General features: G+C 73.6%; 16 protein-coding genes. 12 read left to right on the top strand and 4 right to left on the bottom strand.

From position 1 onward, the window contains the following. Nucleotides 1-86 precede the first annotated feature (86 nt). From ABZ234_RS21195 to ABZ234_RS21185, 3 genes are all read left to right on the top strand, one after another. The gene (locus tag ABZ234_RS21195; protein WP_355013195.1) at nucleotides 87-737 is read left to right on the top strand and encodes a DUF4126 domain-containing protein; all 651 of its coding nucleotides are present in this window, start codon (nucleotides 87-89) and stop codon (nucleotides 735-737) included. A 53-nt stretch (nucleotides 738-790) separates the two neighbouring features. Then, on the top strand, nucleotides 791-1,465 hold the full coding sequence (locus tag ABZ234_RS21190; RefSeq protein ID WP_355013194.1) for an HAD hydrolase-like protein: 675 nt from the start codon (nucleotides 791-793) through the stop codon (nucleotides 1,463-1,465). A 239-nt stretch (nucleotides 1,466-1,704) separates the two neighbouring features. Then, a complete protein-coding gene (locus tag ABZ234_RS21185) occupies nucleotides 1,705-3,699 on the top strand; it encodes an acetoacetate--CoA ligase (protein ID WP_355013193.1) in 1,995 nt (664 codons plus the stop codon). Between the two features lie 111 nt (nucleotides 3,700-3,810). On the opposite strand, the gene ABZ234_RS21180 is transcribed toward ABZ234_RS21185, so the two are convergent. Next, nucleotides 3,811-4,740, bottom strand: a complete 930-nt coding sequence (locus ABZ234_RS21180) for an alpha/beta hydrolase (RefSeq protein ID WP_352983396.1) — start codon at nucleotides 4,738-4,740, stop codon at nucleotides 3,811-3,813. A 146-nt stretch (nucleotides 4,741-4,886) separates the two neighbouring features. On the opposite strand from ABZ234_RS21180, the gene ABZ234_RS21175 reads away from it, so the two are divergent. Beyond that, nucleotides 4,887-5,204 (top strand): helix-turn-helix domain-containing protein, encoded by a 318-nt coding sequence (locus ABZ234_RS21175; protein ID WP_344179847.1) that lies wholly within the window; start codon nucleotides 4,887-4,889, stop codon nucleotides 5,202-5,204. A gap of 108 nt (nucleotides 5,205-5,312) precedes the next feature. Continuing rightward, entirely contained in the window at nucleotides 5,313-6,584 is a 1,272-nt protein-coding gene (locus tag ABZ234_RS21170) for a heparan-alpha-glucosaminide N-acetyltransferase domain-containing protein (protein ID WP_355013192.1), read from the top strand. Here the strand turns inward: ABZ234_RS21170 and ABZ234_RS21165 are convergent. Then, complete coding sequence (locus ABZ234_RS21165) at nucleotides 6,559-7,248, bottom strand: hypothetical protein (RefSeq protein WP_344179845.1); 690 nt, start codon at nucleotides 7,246-7,248, stop codon at nucleotides 6,559-6,561. The two genes, ABZ234_RS21170 and ABZ234_RS21165, sit on opposite strands and share 26 nt — an antisense overlap. A 34-nt stretch (nucleotides 7,249-7,282) precedes the next feature. Continuing rightward, nucleotides 7,283-7,963 (bottom strand): GNAT family N-acetyltransferase, encoded by a 681-nt coding sequence (locus ABZ234_RS21160; RefSeq protein WP_355013191.1) that lies wholly within the window; start codon nucleotides 7,961-7,963, stop codon nucleotides 7,283-7,285. Between the two features lie 417 nt (nucleotides 7,964-8,380). Here ABZ234_RS21160 and deoC point away from each other — a divergent pair, with 417 nt between their 5' ends. From deoC to ABZ234_RS21135, 5 genes are all read left to right on the top strand, one after another. After that, the gene (deoC, locus tag ABZ234_RS21155; RefSeq protein WP_267948792.1) at nucleotides 8,381-9,328 is read left to right on the top strand and encodes a deoxyribose-phosphate aldolase; all 948 of its coding nucleotides are present in this window, start codon (nucleotides 8,381-8,383) and stop codon (nucleotides 9,326-9,328) included. Nucleotides 9,329-9,332: 4 nt separating this feature from the next. Then, a complete protein-coding gene (locus tag ABZ234_RS21150; protein ID WP_267948793.1) occupies nucleotides 9,333-10,763 on the top strand; it encodes an aldehyde dehydrogenase family protein in 1,431 nt (476 codons plus the stop codon). Then, nucleotides 10,756-11,724 (top strand): aldehyde dehydrogenase family protein, encoded by a 969-nt coding sequence (locus ABZ234_RS21145; RefSeq protein WP_355013190.1) that lies wholly within the window; start codon nucleotides 10,756-10,758, stop codon nucleotides 11,722-11,724. Before ABZ234_RS21150 ends, ABZ234_RS21145 begins: the two co-directional genes overlap by 8 nt. 121 nt (nucleotides 11,725-11,845) lie before the next feature. Continuing rightward, nucleotides 11,846-12,643, top strand: a complete 798-nt coding sequence (locus ABZ234_RS21140; RefSeq protein ID WP_355013189.1) for a purine-nucleoside phosphorylase — start codon at nucleotides 11,846-11,848, stop codon at nucleotides 12,641-12,643. A gap of 13 nt (nucleotides 12,644-12,656) precedes the next feature. Further along, nucleotides 12,657-14,336, top strand: a complete 1,680-nt coding sequence (locus tag ABZ234_RS21135) for a phospho-sugar mutase (RefSeq protein ID WP_355013188.1) — start codon at nucleotides 12,657-12,659, stop codon at nucleotides 14,334-14,336. A 6-nt stretch (nucleotides 14,337-14,342) separates the two neighbouring features. On the opposite strand, the gene ABZ234_RS21130 is transcribed toward ABZ234_RS21135, so the two are convergent. After that, complete coding sequence (locus tag ABZ234_RS21130; protein ID WP_267948797.1) at nucleotides 14,343-14,834, bottom strand: Lrp/AsnC family transcriptional regulator; 492 nt, start codon at nucleotides 14,832-14,834, stop codon at nucleotides 14,343-14,345. An 880-nt stretch (nucleotides 14,835-15,714) separates the two neighbouring features. Between ABZ234_RS21130 and ABZ234_RS21125 the strand changes: the two genes are divergently transcribed. Next, nucleotides 15,715-16,716 (top strand): thiamine pyrophosphate-dependent enzyme, encoded by a 1,002-nt coding sequence (locus ABZ234_RS21125; RefSeq protein WP_267948798.1) that lies wholly within the window; start codon nucleotides 15,715-15,717, stop codon nucleotides 16,714-16,716. Further along, nucleotides 16,713-17,741, top strand: coding sequence for an alpha-ketoacid dehydrogenase subunit beta (locus tag ABZ234_RS21120; RefSeq protein ID WP_355013187.1), 1,029 nt, complete (start codon nucleotides 16,713-16,715; stop codon nucleotides 17,739-17,741). The genes ABZ234_RS21125 and ABZ234_RS21120 overlap by 4 nt, the downstream gene beginning before the upstream one ends.

The following is a 17,741-nucleotide window of genomic DNA, read 5'->3' as shown; positions in this document are numbered from 1 at the left end:
GGTTCGCGTCACAGGGTGACACCGGCGCGGGGCGGGGGGCCGTGCGCGCCCGGCCCCCGTCCCCCCTGGAGCACAGAAGGAAGAGCATGTTCGCCACTCTCACCGGGTTGGGCCTGGCCTCCGCGGCGGGGCTCAACGCCTACATCCCCCTCCTCGCGGTCGGCCTGCTCGCCCGCTTCACCGATCTCGTCCCGCTCGGCGACGCCTGGCTGTGGCTCGAACACCCCGTCACCCTCGTGACCCTCGGCGTGCTGCTGGTCGTGGAGTTCGCCGCCGACAAGTTCCCCGCCGTCGACAGCGTCAACGACGTCATCCAGACCGTGGTGCGGCCCACCTCGGGAGGCATCGTCTTCGGCGCGGGGGCCTCGACGGTCGAGCTGTCCGAGATCACCGGCGCCGCCTCCGGAGCCGTGGCGGAGGACGGGACCGGGGTCTCCTGGATCCCGGTGATCGCCGGCGTGGTGGTCGCCCTGCTCTTCCACGTCGCCAAGGCGATGGCGCGGGTCGTGACCAACGGCGTCTCGCTCGGCTGCTCGGCCCCCCTCGTCTCCCTCCTGGAGGACTTCGTCAGCCTGGTCACCTCGCTGCTCGCGATCCTGGTGCCGCTGCTCGTCCTCGTCCTCTTCCCCGTGATGGTCGTCGGCGGCGCCCTGCTGGTCCGGCGCACGCGCCGGACCCGGGCGGAGCGGCGCGCGGCCCGCGTCCCGGAGGCCCCGGACCCCGGTCACCCGAGGTGAGGTGGCCGAAAACGCATTCACGAACCGGGGCGAGGGGCCGTAAAGTGCTGCCGATGACTGAAACGACCTTCGACCGAACCGGTATCACCCACATCGTCTGGGACTGGAACGGCACCCTCCTGGACGACAACCACGCCAACCTCGCGGCGGTGAACGCCGTCTGCGCGCGGTTCGGCCGCGAGCCCGTGGAGATGGACTACTGGCGCTCCGTCTTCCGGCGGCCCCTCATCCCCTGCTACGAGGACCTCCTCGGCCGACCCTTCGCCGACGGCGAGTGGGAGCACGCGGAGCGGCTCTACGACAGCAGCTACCTGGAGCACCTGCACACCTGCGAGCTGAGCGAGGGCGTCCCGGACGTGCTGCTCCGGTGGTCCGGCGGCGGCGGCACGCAGTCCCTGCTCTCCATGGCCTCGCACGAGCACCTGGTGCCCCTGGTCACCGAGCGCGGGCTCACCTCCCACTTCACGCGGGTCGACGGCCGCAGGTTCGCCACCGAGCACGACTCCAAGGCCGAACACCTGGTGCGCCACCTCGACCACCAGGGCATCGACCCGGCCGGCGTCGTGCTGATCGGCGACATCGACGACGACGCGCGCGCCGCCCGCGAGGCGGGCGCCAGGTCCGTCCTGGTCGCCAGCGGGCTGATGGCGCGCGAGCGGCTGGAGGCCACGGGCTCCCCCGTGGTCGACTCCCCGGTGGCCGCCGTCGCGGCTCTGCTCGCCGCCTGACCCGCCGCGGCCGCAGACGTCCCGTGACCGGATCCCACGGGAGCGCGCGGCCCCTCGCGGGAGCCCGTCCCGACCGCGTTCCGGGCCGGGCCCGGCCGCGGCCGCCGCGCCGGTGACCTGCGCGCCTACCACACGCCCCGGTCCTCCCTGTCGCGAGGCCGGGGCGTGGCGGAGGTGGTGGGGTGTTGTTAGATGGGTCTCACAGCAACACACAGCCACGCGATTGGGAAGGCGGGCCAATGACGGAGAGCAGAGTGCCCCGTGTGCTCTGGGAGCCCGACGAGGCGCGGACCGAGTCCTCGAACATCGTCGCGTTCGCCCGGTGGGCCTCGGAGAACAAGGGGGTCCGTGCGTTCGGCGGGGAGGCGGGCTCCCCGGCCGCGTCCTTCGACTACGACTCCCTCTGGCGCTGGTCGGTCACCGACGTCGACGGCTTCTGGGAAGCGGTCTGGGAGTACTACGGAGTCCGGTCCGAGACCCCCTACGAACGGGTGCTGGCCGAACGCGCCATGCCAGGCGCCTCGTGGTTCCCGGGGGCGACCCTCAACTACGCCCGACACGTCTTCGAGGGCCGCGACGACGCCCGCGTCGCCATCCGGCACGCCACCGAGCTGCGCGGACTCGGCGAGTGGACCTGGGGCGAACTCCGCCGGCGCACCGCCGCCATCGCCGCCGGGCTGCGCGGACTGGGGGTCGGCCCGGGCGACCGCGTGGCCGCGTACCTGCCCAACCTCCCCGAGACGGTCGCCGCGTTCTACGCCGTCGCCTCCCTCGGCGCCGTGTGGTCCTCCTGCTCGCCGGACTTCGGGGTCCGCAGCGTCATCGACCGCTTCGCGCAGATCGAGCCGAAGGTCCTCCTCGCCGTCGACGGCTACCGCTACGGCGGCAAGGACTTCGACCGGCGCCCCGTGGTCGACGAGCTGCGCGCCGCACTGCCCACCGCCGAGCACACCGTCCTCCTCGACCACCTCGCCCCCGGCACCCCCCTCGACGGCACCATGCCCTGGGGGCAGTTGGAGGAGTCCGGCGCCGGGGCCGAACTGGAGTTCACCCCGGTCCCCTTCGACCACCCCCTCTGGGTGCTCTACTCCTCCGGGACCACCGGGCTGCCCAAGGCCATCGTGCACGGACACGGCGGCATCCTCCTGGAGCAGCTCAAGAACCTCCACCTCCACCTGGACGCCCGCGAGGACGACCGGGTCTTCTGGTTCACCACCACCGGCTGGATGATGTGGAACTTCCTGGTCAGCGTCCTGCTGACCCCGGCCTCCATCGTCCTGTACGACGGCAGCCCGGCGGCGCCCGACATGGGCGCGCTCTGGGACCTGGCCGCCGACGCCGGGGTGACCGTCTTCGGCACCAGCGCGGGCTTCCTGGCCTCCTCGATGAAGGAGGGCGTCCACCCCCGCGAGGGGCGCGACCTCTCCAGCCTCAAGGCCATCGGCTCCACCGGCTCCCCCCTCAGCCCCGAGGCGTTCTCCTGGGTCTACGACGAGTTCGGCGCAGACCTCTGGCTGTTCTCGACCTCCGGCGGCACCGACGTGTGCAGCTGCCTGGTCGGCGGGACGCCCACGCTGCCGGTCTACGAGGGCGAGATCCAGTCCCGGGCGCTCGGCATGGCGGTCGCCTCCTGGGACCCCGAGGGCAGGGAGCTCACCGGCGAGGTGGGCGAGCTCGTCGTCACGCAGCCCGCGCCGTCCATGCCCGTCTTCTTCTGGGGGGACGAGGACGGCGAACGCCTCCGCGACAGCTACTTCTCCGTCTACCCGGGGGTCTGGCGGCACGGCGACTGGATCGAGATCACCGACCGCGGCACGGCGATCATCTACGGCCGCTCGGACTCCACCATCAACCGCGGCGGCGTCCGCATGGGCACCAGCGAGATCTACCGCGCGGTCCTCGCCCTCGACGACGTCGTGGACGCCCTCGTGGTGGACGTGCCCCAGGAGGACGGCTCCTCCAGGATCGAGCTGTTCACCGTCCTGCGCGAGGGGGCCGACCTGGAGGGCGACCTGCCCGGGGAGATCGCCCGGCGCATCCGCACCGACTGCTCGCCCCGCCACGTGCCCGACCGCGTGCGCGCCATCGCGGCCGTGCCCCGGACCCTGTCCGGGAAGGTGCTGGAGGTCCCGGTCAAGCGCATCCTCATGGGCGAGGACCCCGAGAAGGTCGCCAGCCGCGACTCCCTGGCCAACCCGGAGGCCCTGGACCGCTTCAGCGAACTGAAGGGCTGACCCGGGCCCTCCGCCCGCGCGGCCGGCCTGCCGGGGCGGATCACGCGGAACACGCGCGAGGGGCCGGGCCCGCCTCCGTGGCGGAGCCCGGCCCCTCGCGCCGGGGCGGGGTCAGCGCAGGAAGGACTCCAGCGCGTCGACCACGGCCTCCGGCTGCTCCTCGGGCAGGTAGTGCCCGCAGTCGGCGATCTCGGCCACCCGGACGTCGGCGCCCTTGGAGGGCATCAGGTCCCTCAGGTAGGCGTAGTTGCTCTCGTCGCCGCCCAGGGCGAGGAGCGGCGCCTCCACCTTCCCGTAGTCCCTCTCGTGCTCGATGTCGGTGTTGAAGGCGCGGTACCACGCGTTGCCGGAGCGGATGGCGTCCGCCGTGGAGTAGGCGCGGCCGTAGACCTGCCGGGAGCGTTCGTCGATCGAGGCGGGGTCCTTGGCCGAGCGGTCGAAGAGCCAGTCGGAGAGCAGGCGGTAGCGGCCCTCCAGCAACGCCTCCGGCAGGCCCTGCACCTGGTTGAGGGCGAACCACCACAGGTAGGAGCCGGACACGCCCGTCCGGTCGGGGTCGACGTACTGGTGCGGTCCGGGCAGGAGGGTGAAGGAGGACCAGTCCCCGTCCGGGTGGGGGACGTCCAGGAGGCAGATCCGGCCGGTCGACTCCGGGAAGAGGGCGGCGTGGGCGTAGGCGACCATCGCGCCGATGTCGTGTCCCGCGATGCTGACGCGGGTCAGCCCGAGGTGTTCGGCGAGGGCGTGGACGTCGCGCGCCATGGTCCTCTTGTCGTAGCCCCCCTCGGGCTTGGAGGAGGATCCCATGCCGCGCAGGTCCACGGCGATCACCCGGCGGCGGCGCGCCAGCGCGGGCATCACCTTGTTCCACTGCCACCAGGTCTGCGGCCACCCGCCCAGCAGGATCAGGGGATCCCCGTCCCCGTCCCCGCCGGAGACGTAGTGCAGCCGGACGCCGTCGACGTCGGCGTGGCGGCTGGAGAAGCCGCCGTCGAGCGAGTGTGCGAGCGCGGTGTCGCTCAGGGGGTCGACCGTGGTCATGTGGGGGTCCTCTGTCCGGGGGCTGCGGCCGTCCTTTTGTACGAAAAAACCGTACAAACGAACTGTACGGAATCCTCGTACGGATGTGCGTCGGCTGTCAAGGCCCTCGGGCCGCTGTTCGTACGGTATTCCCGTACAGTGGTCGCATGGCAGGACTCCACCACCCCGACGCCGCCGACATCGAGCTCGTCGACGTGCTCGCCGCCCTGGGCCACCCCGTCCGGATGGAGGTCGCCCGCACACTCGCCGACGGCGAGGAGCGGTTCTGCGGCGAGGTCGTCCCCGAGATCCCGAAGTCGAGCATGACCCACCACCTGCGTGTGCTCCGGGAGAGCGGGGTCATCCGCCAGCGGCCCGACGGGCGCAGGCTCTACCTCGCCCTGCGCTGCGCTGACATCGACGGGCGCTTCCCCGGCCTGCTCGACATCCTCCTCGCCGCGTCCCCTCCGCGGTCCTCGCCGTGACCGCTCCCCGGTCCGGCGGAACGGCGTTCCGCGCGTGGCCGTCTGTGGCCACGCGGTGGCGGCGCCGCGCATTGTTGCGGGGGACAGAACGGGCATAGCCTGACGGGCGTGGCACAGAACCAGTCTGACGACACCTCCACGGCCCCCGCCGGACCGCCCTCGCCGAAGGCGCGGATCGACGGCATCGACGCGGCCCGCGCCCTCGCCGTCTTCGGGATGTTCGTCGTCCACCTCGGGGTGGCCTCGATGGGTTTCCTGTCGCCCGAGAACTACGCGTGGGACCTGCACGGCATCGTGCGGGGCAACTCCTCGGCGCTCTTCGCCCTCCTCGCCGGGGTCTCCCTGGCGTTCATGACCGGGCGCACCGTCCCCGCCGCCGGGGAACCGCTGCGCCGGGCCGTCGCGCGCATCCTCACCCGGGCCGTCCTCATCGGGCTCCTCGGCGCGGTCCTGGACGTCATGGCGGTGCCGATCGCGATCATCCTCACCTACTACGCCGGGTTCTTCCTGCTGGCGCTGCCGCTGGTGAAGCTGCGCCCGGGCGCGCTGTGGGCGGTGGCGGGCGCCCTGGCCGCCGTCGGACCGTTCCTGTCGTTCGCGCTGCGCGAGGCCTTCTTCCCCCCGCAGCTGCGGAGCGGCTCGGTGCCGACGCTCACGGAGTTCTTCCTGACCGGCTACTACCCGGCGGTCACCTTCATGGTCTTCGTGGTCGCGGGCATGGCCGTCGGACGGCTCGACCTCACCGCCACCGCCGTCAGGGTGCGCCTGGCGGTCACGGGCGCGGCGCTGTCCGTGTTCGCCTACGGGGGGTCGTGGCTGGCACTCGGCCCCCTGGGCGGGCTGGACCGGCTCGTCGCGGCCAGCGGCCCGGAGCTCACCGGCCTGACACCGGAGGCCGCCGCCGATCCGGCGGTGGCGGAGCAGGTGCGGTACGCGGTCACCGACCACGCCGAGTCGATCTCGGGGCAGGTCCCGACCGACACCTGGTGGTGGCTGGCGGTCAACACGCCGCACACCGGCACCACCTTCGAGATCGCCGAGGCGGTCGGCCAGGGCCTTCTCGTGCTCGTGGCCTGCCTGTTCCTGTGCGACCGGTTCCGGATCGCCATGTACCCGCTGACCTCGGTCGGCCGGATGCCGCTCACCGTCTACAGCGGGCACATCCTCGTCCTGGCGGTGGTCATCGGGGCCGCCGGATCCGCGTGGGCCTCCCCGTGGCTGCTGGAGTGGTTCGTCCTCGGGGCCCTCCTGTTCGCCACCCTCTGGAGGCTGCTCGTCGGCAGGGGGCCGGCCGAACTCCTCCTCGGCGAGGCGGCGAACGGGGCCGTCTCCCTCGTCGACGAGCGAAGACGGGCTAGCGGAGGCCGTCCCGGCGGGTGATGTTCGCGGAGGTGCGGTCCCGGTGGGCGAGGGAATCGCTGCTGGTGCGGGAGTTCTGCCGGATGAGCCGCCGGGCGTCGTCGGCCGCGGAGCGCGCCGCCGACCGGCTCGCCACGGGCCGCTGGGACACCTCGGCGTCCTCGGGCAGGCCGATGTCCACCGGCAGCCCCGCGCGGCTGATCACCCGGAGCTGGGCGCCCTCCTGCGACTGCGAGGGGCGGATGTCCCCGTCGGGGGTGCGCCACGCCCTCATGCGCTCGCGGAGCCAGTCGGTGCCCTGCCGCTCCGGACCGAGGGGCCAGGGCGCCCCGTCGGGGCGGTGGCCCAGGGCGTGCAGCACGTCGGAGACGGTCCACCCGGCGGAGAAGAAGCGCGCCGTCTCCTCGCGCAGGAACCGGAAGTCCACGCGGCGCAGCGACGGGTCCTCCCTGCGCAGGGTCTCGCAGGCGTCGTGGACGTCCCGGGGCGTGTGCCGGGGGCGGTGCATCGGGTCGGCCTCGGGCTTGCGCAGCAGCGCGTCGTCGACCGTCACGATCACCTCGCCGCGCCGGTTGTCCCAGATGCTCACGTCGTCGCGCGCCCACCTCTGGGACTCGACGAGGGCAGCCGCCATCCTGCGCAGGTCGACGCGGTCGTCGTCGGTGCTGATCCGGAACTCCGCCATGGGGCAAGCGTACGCCGACCCCGGCGGCCGCGTGTCAGGACCCGCCCCCGGCGACGAGCGGCCGGACCATCACCAGCTGTATGCCGTCCGGCTCGGCGAAGAGGCGCCGGCCCGTGAAGGAGAACCCGGCGGCCCCGTACACCCGCGCCGCCCGCCGGTTGGCCTCGTCGACGCACAGCACCAGCTCGGAGGCGTCCGGCGCGACCTCCGCCGCGAGCCGGTCCAGCAGCGGGGCCGAGCACGAGGCCCGGCCCACCCCCTTCCCCTCCCAGTCCGGGGCGACGTGGAAGGCGCGCAGCAGCACCGCGTGCGCGGGATCCGGCACCAGGTCGCGCGCGTGCACCGCCCGGTCCAGGACGCCGAAACCCGCGCACGAGGCACGCGCCCCGGCCGCGTCCCGCACCGGTCCGGGCCCCGCCACGACCGCGAAGGGGGTGCGTGCCGGGTCGGCGTCGGCGAGGGGGAGCGTGGCCGCGGGCGCCCTCACGTACCCGCGCCGTCCGGGCAGCGGACGGTGCTCCAGCACGGCCGCCCTGAGCAGGGCGGACTCGGCGGTTCCCCGGTCCAGGCGCACCAGGCGCAGCTCCGGGGGGCCGGGCCGCCGGGCGCCGGCCGGGCCAGGCCGGCCCGCGGCGCCGTCCCCGTCCCCCGTGCGGCCGGCGGCGTCCGCGCCCGTGCGCGGACCGGTCCGCCCCGTCGTGTTCGCTGGTGCCACCGCTCGCTCCTGTCGACTCGGCCGGGCCCCTTCCGGAGCCCGGCGGGGGTCCGGTCCGCGCCAGTCTCGCACCCCGTCCGGGCGGCGTGGAGGAGTACCCCGGTCCAGACCGCGCGAGCCCCCGATGCCGGTGAGGTCCCGGCCCGAGTGTCCGTTTTCAGGGTTTTTCCCACCCGGGTTGGAGGAAACCACCACTCGGCTCACCGGTCCTGGTTGGAGGCTTCTCCAACCTTCGGCAATGCCCTCAGGGCGGATACCGACGGCCGCTCCGCCCGGGGTTATGGTGACTGCCTGAGTGCCCGGCCCCGGGGGCGACCCCGGCCGGACGCCCGGGGAACGGGCCTTCGCGCACGCTTCCCCGAACCGCTTCCGCCGACCTCGGCGGGCGGACCGGCCAGCAACCCGATCGAGCAGTAGGTGCCCGTGCCCCACACCGCATTCGCGCCCGAGGCGACGACCAACCGCGCCCTCAGGGCGTTCCTGCACGGACTTCCGGGCGTGGACGAGGTCGGCGCGCGGTCCCGGGCCCAGGACCTGGCGACCCGGTCGATCAAGACCACCGCCAAGGCCAGGGCCGTCGACCTGGCCATCAGCATGGTCGACCTGACCACCCTGGAGGGGGCCGACACCGTCGGCAAGGTCCGGGCCCTGTGCGCCAAGGCCGCCAACCCCGACCCCTCGGACCGCACCGTGCCGCGCGTCGGCGCCGTGTGCGTCTATCCGGACATGGTCGCCACCGCCGTCGCGGCGCTGGGCGGCACCGGGATCGGGGTGGCCTCGGTGGCCACCGCCTTCCCGTCCGGCCGGGCCCCGATGGAGGTCAAGCTCGCCGACACCCGCCGCGCCGTCGCCGACGGCGCGAGCGAGATCGACATGGTCATCGACCGGGGGGCGTTCCTGTCCGGCGACTACCTCAAGGTCTTCGAGGAGATCGCCGCCGTCAAGGAGGCCTGCGGCGCCGCGCACCTCAAGGTCATCCTGGAGACCGGCGAACTCGTCACCTACGACAACGTCCGGCGCGCCTCGCACCTGGCGATCCGGGCCGGGGCCGACTTCGTCAAGACCTCCACCGGCAAGGTGTCCCCGGCCGCGACGCCGCCGGTCACCCTGGTGATGCTGGAGGCCGTCCGCGACCACCACGCCGACACCGGGCGGCGCGTGGGCGTCAAACCCGCCGGGGGCATCCGCACCACCAAGGACGCCGTCCGCAACCTGGTCATGGTCAACGAGGTCGCCGGCCCCGACTGGCTGACCCCCGACCTGTTCCGGATCGGCGCCTCCAGCCTCCTCAACGACCTGCTCATGCAGCGCACCAGGCTGACCACCGGCACCTACCCGGGCCCCGACTACTACACGCTGGACTAGAGCCGTGATCTTCGAGTACGCGCCCGCACCGGAGTCCCGCTCCGTCGTCGCCCTGCGCGAGACCTACGACCTGTTCGTCGACGGAGGGTTCTCCCCCGCCGAGGGCGGGGAGTACCTCACCACCCTCAACCCCGCCGACGAGACCCCGCTCGCGCGGGTCGCCGTCGCCGGGCCCGCCGACGTCGACCGCGCCGTCGCCGCCGCCCGCCGCGCCCAGGAGACCGTGTGGGGCCGGATGAGCGGTGCCGAACGCGGCAAGTACCTGTTCCGCATCGCCCGCATCGTCCAGGAGCGCTCGCGCGAACTGGCCGTGCTGGAGTCGCTGGACAACGGCAAGCCCATCAAGGAGACCCGCGACGTCGACGTGCCGCTGGTCGCCGCGCACTTCTTCTACTACGCCGGGTGGGCCGACAAGCTCGCGCACGCGGGCCTCGGCCCGGACCCGAAGCCGCTCGGCGTCGCCGCGCAGGTCATCCCGTGGAACTTCCCGCTGCTCATGCTCGCGTGGAAGGTGGCACCCGCCCTGGCCACCGGCAACACCGTGGTCCTCAAGCCGGCCGAGACCACCCCGCTCACCGCGATGGTCTTCGCCCAGATCTGCCAGGAGGCCGAGCTGCCCCCGGGCGTGGTCAACATCCTGACCGGCGCGGGCGAGACCGGGCAGGCCCTGGTCGAGCACCCCGGCGCCGACAAGGTGGCCTTCACCGGCTCCACCGGGGTGGGGCGCCGGATCGCCCGCTCCGTCGCGGGCACCGGCAAGCGCCTCACCCTCGAACTGGGCGGCAAGGGCGCCAACATCGTCTACGACGACGCGGCGATCGACCAGGCCGTCGAGGGCGTCGTCTCGGGCATCTTCTTCAACCAGGGCCACGTGTGCTGCGCGGGCTCCCGGCTGCTGGTCCAGGAGTCGGTCGCCGAGGAGTTCCTCCCGCTGCTCAAGGCGCGGATCTCCAAGCTGCGCCTGGGCGACCCCCTGGACAAGAACACCGACATCGGGGCGATCAACTCCGCCGCCCAGCTGGAGCGGATCCGCGAGATCACCGACACCGGGGAGGCCGAGGGCGCCGAGCGCTGGTCGCCCGCCTGCGACCTGCCGGAGAACGGCTACTGGTTCGCCCCCACGGTCCTGACCGGCGTCAGCCAGGCCCACCGGGTCGCCCGCGAGGAGATCTTCGGGCCCGTCCTGTCCGTCCTGACCTTCCGCACCCCCGAGGAGGCGGTGGAGAAGGCCAACAACACCCCCTACGGCCTCTCCGCGGGCGTGTGGACCGAGAAGGGCTCCCGCATGCTGTGGACCGCCGAGCGCCTGCGCGCGGGCGTGGTCTGGTCCAACACGTTCAACAAGTTCGACCCCACCAGCCCCTTCGGCGGCTACAAGGAGTCGGGATACGGCCGCGAGGGCGGACGGCACGGATTGGAGGCCTACCTTGGCTGAGCGGCGAAGCACCGGGAAGGCCGGCAGGGGCGCGGCCGAGGCCGCCGAGGGCCGGGGAGGGAGCGCGGCCCCCGCGTCCGGCGTGCCCGCGCGCCTCGCGGTCCGCAAGACCTACAAGCTCTACGTGGGCGGGGCCTTCCCCCGCTCGGAGTCGGGCAGGAGCTACCCCGTGACCTCCTCGAACGGCGAACACCTGGCCAACGCCTCCCTCGCGTCGCGCAAGGACGCGCGCGACGCCGTCACCGCGGCCCGCAAGGCCTTCGGGGGCTGGTCGTCGCGCACCGCCTACAACCGGGGCCAGGTCCTGTACCGGGTCGCGGAGGTCCTGGAGGGCCGGCGGGAGCAGTTCGCCGCCCAGGCGGCGGCCGCGCAGGGGCTGTCCCGCGCGGACGCCGACCGGGTGGTCTCCGCCGCCGTCGACCGGTGGGTGTACTACGCGGGCTGGACCGACAAGTTCGCCCAGGTGCTCGGCGGCGCCAACCCCGTGGCGGGCCCCTTCTACAACCACTCGGCCCCCGAGCCGACCGGCGTGGTGGCCGTGTTCGCGCCCCAGGACGCGCCGCTGCTCGGCCTGACCTCCGTGATCGCTCCGGTCGTCGCCACCGGCAACACGGCGGTGGTGGTCGCGTCCGAGAGCGCGCCCCTGGCCGCCGTCGACCTGGCCGAGGTGCTCGCCACCTCCGACCTCCCCGGCGGGGTGGTCAACCTGCTGACCGGCAGGGTGGGCGAGATCGGACCGCACCTGGCCTCCCACGCCGACGTCAACGCCCTGGACCTCGCCGGCTCCGGGGAGCTGGCGGTCGAGTTCGAGCGGGCGGCGGCGACCACCCTCACCCGGGTGCTGCGGCCCCGGCCCGCGCCCGGCGGGGGAGAGGACGCCTGGCTCGACCCCGACCCGGGCACCTCGCGCATGACCCCCTTCCTGGAGACCAAGACGGTGTGGCACCCCGTCGGGGTGTAGAGAAGGGGGACCGGCGCCCGCGGACGGGCCGGGCCGCCCCCGACCGGTCATGTCCCGCCCCCCGCGCACCGGGGCGACACCCCGCGCCGCCGGCGCGGCACGAACGAACGGAGAGCACCCAGTGACTCGCACACCCCAGGCCGCCGCAGAGGACGCCGCCGCGGAGCTGCGCTCGCGCACCGGCGTCGACGAGTACGACGTCGCCCTGGTCATGGGATCGGGGTGGGCGCCCGCCGCCGACCTGCTCGGCGACTCGGGGCACGAGCTGGCCGCCTCCGACCTGCCGGGCTTCCGGACCCCCGCGGTGGAGGGGCACAGCGGCACGATCCGCAGCATCCGCGACGGCGGCCGCAGCGTGCTCGCCTTCCTGGGCCGCACCCACCTGTACGAGGGCCACGGCACGGACGCGGTCGTGCACGGCGTGCGCACGGCCGTGGCCGCCGGGGCCCGGACCGTCGTCCTGACCAACGCCGCGGGCGGCATCAACCCCGCCTACGCGGTGGGCTCCCCGGTGCTGATCGCCGACCACCTCAACATGACCGCGAGGTCGCCGCTCACCGGCGCCACCTTCGTGGACCTCACCGAGACCTACACCCCCGCCCTGCGCGAGCTGGCCCGCAGGGTGGACCCGGACCTGCCCGAGGGCGTCTACGCAGCCATGCCCGGCCCGCACTTCGAGACCCCCGCCGAGATCCGCATGCTCCGCGCCATGGGAGCCGACCTGGTCGGCATGTCCACCGTCCTGGAGGCCATCGCCGCCCGCGAGGCGGGCGCCCAGGTCCTCGGCCTGTCGCTCGTCACCAACATCGCCGCCGGGCTGGAGGGCGCCAACCTCGACCACGAGGACGTGCTCGCCACGGGCCGGGAGTCCGCGGGAACCGTCGGTCGCCTGCTCGCCGACATCGTCGCCGGGCTCTGAGGGAACGGGACCGATGACCGCCGACACCGCCGCCCTCGCCCGGGAGTGGCTCGCCCAGGACCCCGACCCCGCCACCCGCGAGGAGCTGCGGGGGCTGCTGGAGCGCGCCGGCAGGGGCGAGGCCGCCGCCCTGGCCGGTCTCGCCGACCGCTTCGGCGCACGCCTGGAGTTCGGGACCGCCGGCCTGCGGGGAGCCCTGGGAGCGGGCCCCAACAGGATGAACCGCGTGGTGGTGATGCGGGCCGCGGCCGGCATCGCCGCCTGGCTGCGGGGCCGGGGCGGCGCCGGGGCCCACGTGGTCGTCGGCTACGACGCCCGGCACCGGTCGGCGGACTTCGCCCGCGACAGCGCCGCCGTGCTCACCGGGGCCGGGCACCGGGTGTCCCTGATGCCCGGGCCGCTGCCCACCCCCGTGCTGGCGTTCGCCGTCCGGGACCTGGGGGCGGACGCCGGGATCATGGTGACCGCGAGCCACAACCCGCCGCAGGACAACGGCTACAAGGTGTACGCCGGCGGGGCGGGGGACGACGCGGGGGCCCAGATCGTCTCCCCGGTGGACACCGAGATCTCCGCCGCCATCGACGCCGCGGGACCGGTCGGCGACCTCCCCCTGGGGGAGGGGTGGACGGTGCTGGGGGAGGAGGCCGTGGACCGCTACCTGGCGGCGGTCACCGCGCTCGTCCCCCGGCGCGAACGCGCGCTGGCCACCACCTACACCGCCATGCACGGGGTGGGCGGCAGGGTGCTCCTCGCCGCGATGGAGCGGGCCGGGTTCGCCCGCCCGTCCGTGGTCCGGGAGCAGTTCGACCCGGACCCCGACTTCCCGACCGTGGAGTTCCCCAACCCCGAGGAACCCGGTGCGATGGACCTGGCGACGGCGGCCGGCGCCGCCGACGGCGCCGACCTGGTCATCGCCAACGACCCGGACGCCGACCGGCTCGCGCTCGCCGTCCCCGGGCACGGCCTGCTCACCGGCAACGAGGTCGGGGGGCTGCTCGCCGAGTACGTGCTGGACCACACCTCCGGGCCGGACCGCGTGGTGGCCACCTCGATCGTCTCGTCCAGCCTGCTGGGCAAGATCGCCGCCGACCGCGGCGTGCACTACGAGGAGACGCTGACGGGCTTCAAGTGGCTGGCCCGCGCGGGGGGTCCCGGGCAGCGGCGGGTCTTCGCCTTCGAGGAGGCCCTCGGCTACTGCGTGGGAGGGGACGGGGGCCGCCCGGTCGCCGACAAGGACGGGGTGGGAGCGGCCCTGGTGGCGGCGGCGCTCGCGGACGACGCGAAGAGGGGCGGCAGGTCCCTGGTCGACCTGCTCGACGACCAGGCCCGCCGGTACGGACTGCACCTGAGCGACCAGCTCTCGGTGCGGGTGGACGACCTGTCGGTCATCTCCGCGGCGATGCGGCGGCTGCGCGCCGAACCGCCCACCGCGTTCGGCCCCCTCGCGGTCGCGGGGGTCGACGACTTCGTCGGCGGACACGCGGGACTGCCGCCGACGGACGCACTGCGCTTCCGGCTGGAGGGCGGGGCGTGGGGACGCGTGACGTTGCGTCCCTCGGGGACCGAGCCCAAGCTGAAGGCGTACGCCGAGGTGGTGCTGGAGGTGGGGGACGACGTCGCGGCCATCCGCGCGCGTGGCTCGGACATGCTCGCCGAGCTGATGGCCTCGGTCGCCGGGGCGGTCAGGGGATGAGGGGCCTCACTCGCCGTCCGAGGGTTCCACGACCGGCCGGTGCACGACCTCGTCGATGACGGTGAGCGTCTGGGTGGACGTCACACCGGGAAGCGACTGCAGACGGGTCAGGATGAGGTCGCGCAGCTGGTTGGTGTTGGCCACGCGGACGAGGAGGACGATGTCCGCCGAGCCGACCACGTACCAGCAGTACTCGATCTCGGGGTACGAGGACAGGATCTCCCGGTTGGCCCGCCAGTCCGGCTGGCTGCCCGAGATGAGGACGAGCGCGGTGACGCCGAGCCCCATCTTGGAGTGGTCGGTCACCACGGAGTACCCGCGGATGACGCCCTCGTCGGTGAGCCGCTTGATGCGGTTGTAGGCCGTGGCTCGGGAGACGTTGGCCAGGGCGGCGATCTCGGTGATGCCTGTTCGCGCGTCCTTGGCGAGGGCGCTCAGGATCGTCTGGTCGGTCGTGTCCGGCCGCCGGCCGTTCCTGCGCTGGTCGCCCATGGCCATGTGGGTCTCCTCGTGTGCTCTTGTTCTCAGGATGGAGCCCCTTCCCTCTTCGTGGACCGGGGCTAACGAACTACCAGGTAAACGTTGTTTGCGTCCATCGGAGTCTCAGTCGGCGAGATGGGGTCCGGATGGGTGTCCGGCCGGTCACCGGGAGGTGGCGTACCGGGAGGGCGGGGGCGGGGGAACCGTCTCGGGAGATCCGGAGTGGGGGGGCGCGTGTCGGCGGGGAGTCCGACTGTACCCATGGTTGACGCGGACGGCGGGCGGCGGGTTTCCCCGACCGGCGGGTAACCGCGCCGGCGTGTCCGGGCCGTGACGGAACTTCTTGCTCGGCGGCCGTTTCCGGCCTCATGTGTCGTGTCGTGGGGGGCGTTCCCTGGCTCGGTGGTCGGGCTGATCCGAACGTACGCGCTCGGCGTCGAACACGCACCCCTGGTAGTCAACCGCGATGGTTCCGTGATGATAGGCCCTACCTCCGACGGAACCGAGGGGTTTTCGGGTGATGCCCCGGTGTTCGTGAGGGTTGGTGACAGTAAGCGCTGTATAGGTCACCGTGTCGTTTTCGCAGGTGAACCAGGTCCTACGTTAGACATTCGAGAACGCGATGGCGGTCCTCGTTCTCTTTTGTTTCAACTATTCCTGGATATCTAGCGCAAGTGTCGAGTTGTCCGGAGAATCGCCGTAGAGGACAGACACCACCCGGTCCGGACGCGCCACCACGCGCGGCGGGCCACGTTGGGAGCCGCTCGACATGCCCGCCCGCCGCTCACCATCGCCCCGGGGACCGCTCCGGGGGAAGCACGGGGACACCCCCCTCGACGGAGGCCCCGTGCGCCCGGACCCGCCCGCCCACGCATCGGCCGCACCCGAACACATCAGCGTGGACCACCTCCGGCCGGACCTCACCCGCGCCCTGTACCAGGCCATGCGGACGGCGCGCGACCTCGACGCCGAGGCGGTCGCCCTCCAGCGCCAGGGCGTGTTCCCCGCCTACGTGTCCGTGCGGGGACAGGAGGCCGCCCAGGTCGCGAGCGCCACGGCGCTCGACCCCGAGCGCGACTTCGTCTTCCCGACCTACCGCGAGATGGCCTCCGCGCTGGCCTACGGCGTGGACATGGTCGGCTACATGGCGAGCCACCGCGCCCTGTGGCACGGCGGCCTCTACGACGTCATGGCCTCCCGGTTCGGCGCGGTCAACGCCGTGGTCGGCGGGCCCGTCCCCCACGCCGTCGGCTGGGCCGTGGGGGAGCGGCTGCGCGGCGGCGACGGGGTGGCCCTCTCCTACTTCGGCGACGGCGCCAGCTCCGAGGGCGACGTCCACGAGGCGATGAACTTCGCCGGGGTCTTCGGGGCGCCGGTCGTGTTCTTCTGCCAGAACAACCGGTGGGCGCTGTCGGTGCCCAACGAGCGCCAGGTCGCCGGCGGATCCGTCGCCGCGCGGGCCGAGGGCTACGGCATGCCCGGGGCCGTCGTCGACGGCAACGACGCGGGGGCCGTGTACGAGGCCACCGCCGAGGCGGTCGCCCGCGCCCGCTCCGGCGGGGGGCCGACGCTCATCGAGGCGCTCACCTACCGGGTGGAGCCGCACTCGACCTCCGACGATCCCGGCCGCTACCGGGAGGACACCGAGGCGGAGCACTGGCGGGTGCACCGCGACCCCGTCGCCCTGCTGCGCGCGGCCGTCCTCGCGGCCGGGCACGCCGACGAGGCCGACCTGGCAGAGGCCGACGCCGAGGCCGCCGGGCGCGCGGAGGAGATCCGCGACGGCGTGGCCGGGGCCCCGGAGCCCCACGGCTCCGAGCTCTTCACCCACGTCTTCCGGGAGACCACCGAGGAGCTGACCCGTCAGCACCGCACCTGGCAGGAAGAGGTCGAGCTGTGACCGAGCTGATCGAACGGGCCGCGGCCGGCCCCGACGCCGCCGGGGCCCCGCCCGTCGAGCTGTCCATGCAGCAGGCCGTCAACCGCGCCCTGCGCACCCTGCTCGCCGAGGACCCGGACGTCCTGGTCTTCGGCGAGGACGTCGGAGCCCTCGGCGGGGTCTTCCGCGTCACCGACGGGCTCCAGCGGGAGTTCGGCGACAAGCGTGTCTTCGACACCCCCCTGGCCGAGTCCGCGATCATGGGGATGGCGGTGGGACTGGCGATGAACGGCTGGAGGCCCGTGCCCGAGCTCCAGTTCGACGGCTTCGCCTATCCGGCGATCGACCAGATCGTGAACCAGGTGGCGCGCATGAACTACCGGACGCGGGGATCGGCGCCGATGCCGATCACGCTCCGGCTGCCCTCCTTCGGCGGCATCCAGGCGCCCGAGCACCACGGTGAGAGCCTGGAGGCGCTCTTCGCGCACACCCCCGGGCTCAAGGTCGTCGCGCCCTCCGACCCGGCCGAGGCCTACACCCTGCTCCTCCAGTCGGTGCGCTCCGACGACCCCGTCGTCTTCATGGAGCCCAAGGCCCGCTACTGGGACCGCAGGCCCGTCCGGTTGCGCGAGCCCAGCGACCCCATCGGCACCAGCCGTGTGGTGCGCGAGGGCAGCCACGCCACCCTCGTCGCCTGGGGCGCCATGGTGCACAAGTGCCTCCAGGTGGCCGAACTGGCCGCCGAGGACGGGGTGGACCTGGAGGTCCTGGACCTGCGCTGGCTCAAGCCCGTCGACACCGCGGGGCTCGCCGCCTCGGTGTCGCGCACCGGGCGCGCCGTGGTCGTGCACGAGGCGCCGCTGACCGCCGGGCTCGGGGCGGAGGTCGCCGCGCTCGTCACCGAGAACTGCTTCCGCGACCTGTCCGGGCCCGTCCAGCGCGTCACCGGGTTCGACGTGCCCTACCCGGCCGGGCCCCTGGAGGGCCAGTACCTGCCGACCATCGACCGCATCCTGCTCGCGGTCCAACGGACCCTGGAGTACTAG

This window comes from Nocardiopsis sp. NPDC006198 (assembly GCF_040613895.1).
Taxonomy (GTDB): Bacteria; Actinomycetota; Actinomycetes; order Streptosporangiales; family Streptosporangiaceae; genus Nocardiopsis; species Nocardiopsis tropica.
The sequence above is the reverse complement of the archived record's forward strand: the minus strand, read 5'-3'. Positions and strand labels throughout refer to the sequence as shown.